Genomic DNA, 4,084 nt, shown 5'->3' with positions numbered 1-4,084 from the left:
GTGGGTCAGACGGGCAAGATCGTGGCCCCGCAACTGTACGTGGCGGTGGGCATCTCGGGGGCGATTCAGCACCTGGCCGGGATGAAGGATTCGAAGGTGATCGTGGCGATCAACAAGGATCCGGAAGCGCCGATCTTCTCGGTGGCCGATTACGGTCTGGTGGGCGATCTGTTCACCGTCGTGCCGGAACTCACGGGCGCGCTGTAAGCGGCCGACGTCAGCCCGGAATTCCGGGCGGCGGGAGTCTGATCCCGTTGCCCGGTCCTTCGGTTGGCATCGGGCGCAGAACCTCCGCCAGTCTGTCATCGACTGGCGGTCGATTCGCATGACGATGGGGCAGGGCGTTGCCGCAAGCGTCCGGAGAGGGCCAGCGTCCCTTCTCGTCCTCATACGAATCGGGCATTCTCGAACGGCAAACAGGGAACAGCGATGGACAAAGTCGATTGCGTCGTGATCGGCGCAGGCGTGGTGGGATTGGCCGTCGCGCGTGCGATGGCGCAGGCCGGACGCGAGGTCGTCGTCCTGGAGTCCGAGCGCGCCATCGGCACCGGCACGAGTTCGCGCAACAGCGAAGTCATTCACGGCGGCATCTACTATCCGCCCGGGTCCCGCAAGGCGACGCTGTGCGTCGAGGGCAAGCACCGGCTGTACGAGTTCTGTGCGTCGCACGGCGTGGAGCATCGTCGATGCGGCAAGCTGATCGTGGCGACGACCGATCATCAGGTCGGCGAGCTGGAGGCCATTGCCGCCAATGCACGCGCGAGCGGCGTCGACGATCTTCGCTGGCTCAGTGCCGGGGAAGTGACGCAACTCGAACCCGAATTGCACACATTTGGTGCATTGCTCTCACCGTCAACGGGCATTGTCGACAGTCACGGTCTCATGCTGGCGTTGCAGGGTGACGCCGAGAACGCCGGCGCGATGCTGGCCTTCGACGCACGTGTCACCTGTGCCCGCGTGGGCGGCCCGGACGGCATCGAACTGGACGTTGAAACCGATGGCGTCACGTCGACGTTGCTCGCGGCTACCGTCATCAACAGCGCAGGGCTCCACGCGGTGGACATTGCGCGGCGATTCGAGGGGCTGCCGTCCGAACACATTCCACAGCGCTATTACGCCAAGGGCAGTTACTTCACCTGTGCGCAGCGGGCGCCCTTCACGCATCTGATCTATCCCGTGCCGGAGCCGGGCGGGCTGGGCGTGCATCTGACGCTGGATCTGGGCGGGCAGGCGCGTTTCGGGCCGAACGTCGAATGGGTCGACGATATCGACTACACGGTGAATCCGTCGGATGGCGATGGCTTTTACGCGGCGGTGCGCCGCTATTGGCCGACGTTGGCGGACGGCGCATTGCAACCGGGCTATGCGGGGATTCGTCCGAAGATCAGCGGACCGGGCGAGCCGGCAGCGGATTTTCGTATCGACGGGCCTGCCGTGCATGGCGTGGCGGGACTCGTGAACCTGTTCGGCATCGAGTCGCCGGGCCTTACGGCATCGTTGGCCATTGCCGAAGCGGTACGCGCAGCACTTGCCTGACGCGACACATCGGACATGTCGCGAGGCACAATTCGCGAGATGGACCGCCCGGCCACATCTCGCCTAGATATCGTCTGTCGACGACTTGCAGACTGCTTTGACTGCTTATCTGGCTAACCCCGTGATTCCTTGACGACGGTGCTGCGAGCATTGCGCAGCCTTCCTGTCGACCGGAATCCTTGCATCGGTAGACTTGCGTGAGCCGGTGTGCGGGTCAGCACACCTGCTATCAGCGCATGGCAACCGGCGGCTTCCACGAAGCCGGATTCGTCCAGAACACACCACGCAGGCGATCGGTATCGCCGCACGGCGTGCTGCGGGCCGGCTTGCTGATTTGACCTGCACAGGCGCTGATATCGCGGCCCGATTGTTGCAGGCGTTTCAGGATCGTATCGAGCATGCCCGATTCGCGCCATTCGTTCAGTTTGCGACGGCAGGTCGGCACGGAGGGGTACTGCATGGGCAGCTTGGACCAACTCTCGCCAGTGAACAGCACCCACAAGACAGCATTGGTCAGCGTGCGCTGCTCGACTTGAGGGCGTCCGCGTCGTTCCGTACGGACCGGTCGGTCGCAAATCAGATCACGCAGGGCGTGCCATTCAACGTCGCTCAGTTCATTAAACATAACACCTCGACCCAAAACAAACGGAGGCGCCGCAGGGGGCGAGTCCGGGCTTCGCGATCTGGTCCGTACCGGTGCAATCTGGTGCGGACTTATCGTCAAAACTCGGCCAAGGCGGCGTCGATCCCCGATGCTGGAAATACAAGCAACAAGCATGCCAGGACATCGGGTTCTCTCGTGAAGAACACCGCGGGCGGGTCGAACCACACTGCGAAGGGAGCGTTTGACCAGCAAAAAAACGCCCACTTGGCAGGTGGGCGCAGCTCCTGAGTGGCTATTGGGATAGGCAATCGCAAAAGCGTCAGGAGAAAAGGAATACGTGCCTTTTGGCCAGTCCGGATCGTTTATTGTTCTCGGCCCCGGCCAGGGTGTCTCGCTCCACATGCGCCAGCTTGTCAAGCTTGCAGGCGCAATGATGACAAAAAGCGGGGGTCGACGCGCTTCGGAATTACCCCCATTGCGGTGCATGGGGGGCGCCGAAGGCGAAGGGCGTTGGAACGGCGCGAATTGTCAGGCCGCCTGCCCAAGATGAGTGCCAGCCTGCGCTCCGATAGGGCACTGTGTCGCGAGAATGGGCGCAACCTGTCGCAACCGAACATTGACATCGGCGCAACCGGCTCTCGTGAGATGAGAAAGTTTTTTCGGTGAAGTGGCCCGGTCGAGTCATGATCTTCCGTCATGGTCGGGTAGCGGGACCGTAGCCTATAATGTGCGCCTTCCATGAATATCGTCTATCGGCTGCGCGGACCCGCCGCACACCGGTCGGCGCCATTGTGCGCAAACGGCATGAGCAACGACAGCGATAACAAATACTCGGTTCCGGGCCTTGAGCGCGGCCTGCGCATTCTCATGACGTTCTCGGCGCGCGAGCCGGTACTTGCCGGGGCGGACCTGGCGCGGCGTCTGGACATTCCGCGCTCGACGGTTTTTCGCTTGCTGCAAACGCTTGAGGCGGAAGGCTTCATCGAGAAGGCGGGCGATGATCGTCACTATCGGCTCGGTGTGGCGGTGCTGCGCCTCGGTTTCGAATATCTGAACTCGCTCGAACTCACGGATCTCGGCACGCCGGTGATCGAGAAGCTGCGCGATGCGACGGGTTTTTCGAGCCATATTCTGATTCTCGATCAGCGCGATGCGGTTTTCGTCGCCAAGGCAGCTAGCCGCGAGCTGGTGTTCGGCACGGTGCGTGTGGGTACGCGTCTGCCCGCCCATGCGACGGCCGTGGGTCATATTCTGCTGGGCGACTATTCGCTGCCTTCGCTCAAACAGCTTTATCCGGAACGTAAGCTCGAAGCGTTCACTGCACATACGCCGACGACGGTGGACGCGCTGCACCGAGTGGTGCAAGAGGACATCGCCCGTGGCTACAGCATGAGCCAGGCCTTCTTCGAACAAAACATTTCGACGATTGCCGCCCCGGTGCGCAACCATCGTGGCCAGATCGCCGCCGTCATCAGCGTGACGATTCCGCAAGCGCGCGTGGAAGCCGATCTGCTCGAGAACGGGATCGTCGAGAAAGTGGTGTCTGCTGCCGATGAGCTTTCCCATAAGCTCAACTATCGGGCTGAGCGGGTTGGGGTTTTGGGCTGAGCTTTTGTGGTCTGCGGACTTTTAACCCTTGCTGTCTTATACCCTCGCTGTCCTCTCTTTGCCTCCGGGCAGCGCCGATACCCGGCCCCCTGACTCCGCTCCACTACCTTTAAGTCGCTACGTCAGGGGCCGGCTATCGCCGCCACTCATGCCTCCCCAGTTGAACCATCGGTGTGCGTAGCCCACTGTTCTCTCGTCACTTCCGGGCAGCGCCGATACCCGGCCCCCTGACTCCGCTCCACTACCTTTAAGTCGCTACGTCAGGGGCCGGCTATCGCCGCCACTCATGCCTCCCCAGTTGAACCATCGGTGTGCGTAGCCCACTGTTCTCTCGTC

The 4,084-nt window shown here is 62.2% G+C and carries 4 protein-coding genes; 3 read left to right on the top strand and 1 reads right to left on the bottom strand.

The annotated features are described in order from the left end of the window. The coding region (locus C5N93_RS04290) for an FAD-binding protein (protein ID WP_206093596.1) at window positions 1-207 on the top strand (207 nt) is incomplete at its 5' end. A 222-nt stretch (window positions 208-429) separates the two neighbouring features. Further along, window positions 430-1,536, top strand: a complete 1,107-nt coding sequence (locus tag C5N93_RS04285) for an NAD(P)/FAD-dependent oxidoreductase (protein WP_242558398.1) — start codon at window positions 430-432, stop codon at window positions 1,534-1,536. Between the two features lie 229 nt (window positions 1,537-1,765). On the opposite strand, the gene C5N93_RS04280 is transcribed toward C5N93_RS04285, so the two are convergent. Next, window positions 1,766-2,161 (bottom strand): transposase, encoded by a 396-nt coding sequence (locus C5N93_RS04280; RefSeq protein ID WP_069343458.1) that lies wholly within the window; start codon window positions 2,159-2,161, stop codon window positions 1,766-1,768. Between the two features lie 783 nt (window positions 2,162-2,944). Here C5N93_RS04280 and C5N93_RS04275 point away from each other — a divergent pair. Beyond that, window positions 2,945-3,748, top strand: coding sequence for an IclR family transcriptional regulator (locus tag C5N93_RS04275; protein ID WP_150721730.1), 804 nt, complete (start codon window positions 2,945-2,947; stop codon window positions 3,746-3,748). Window positions 3,749-4,084 lie beyond the last annotated feature (336 nt).

The organism is Pandoraea sp. LA3, assembly GCF_022696215.1.
Classification (GTDB): domain Bacteria; phylum Pseudomonadota; class Gammaproteobacteria; order Burkholderiales; family Burkholderiaceae; genus Pandoraea; species Pandoraea capi.
Note: the sequence above shows the minus strand (reverse complement) of the source record. Positions and strands in the feature narration are given on the sequence as shown.

Bases quoted from the DNA above. Each gene is read 5' to 3' on its own strand.
- C5N93_RS04285 (WP_242558398.1), top strand. From the start codon at position 430: ATGGACAAAGTCGATTGCGTCGTGATCGGCGCAGGCGTGGTGGGATTG.
- C5N93_RS04280 (WP_069343458.1), bottom strand. From the start codon at position 2,161: ATGTTTAATGAACTGAGCGACGTTGAATGGCACGCCCTGCGTGATCTG.
- C5N93_RS04275 (WP_150721730.1), top strand. From the start codon at position 2,945: ATGAGCAACGACAGCGATAACAAATACTCGGTTCCGGGCCTTGAGCGC.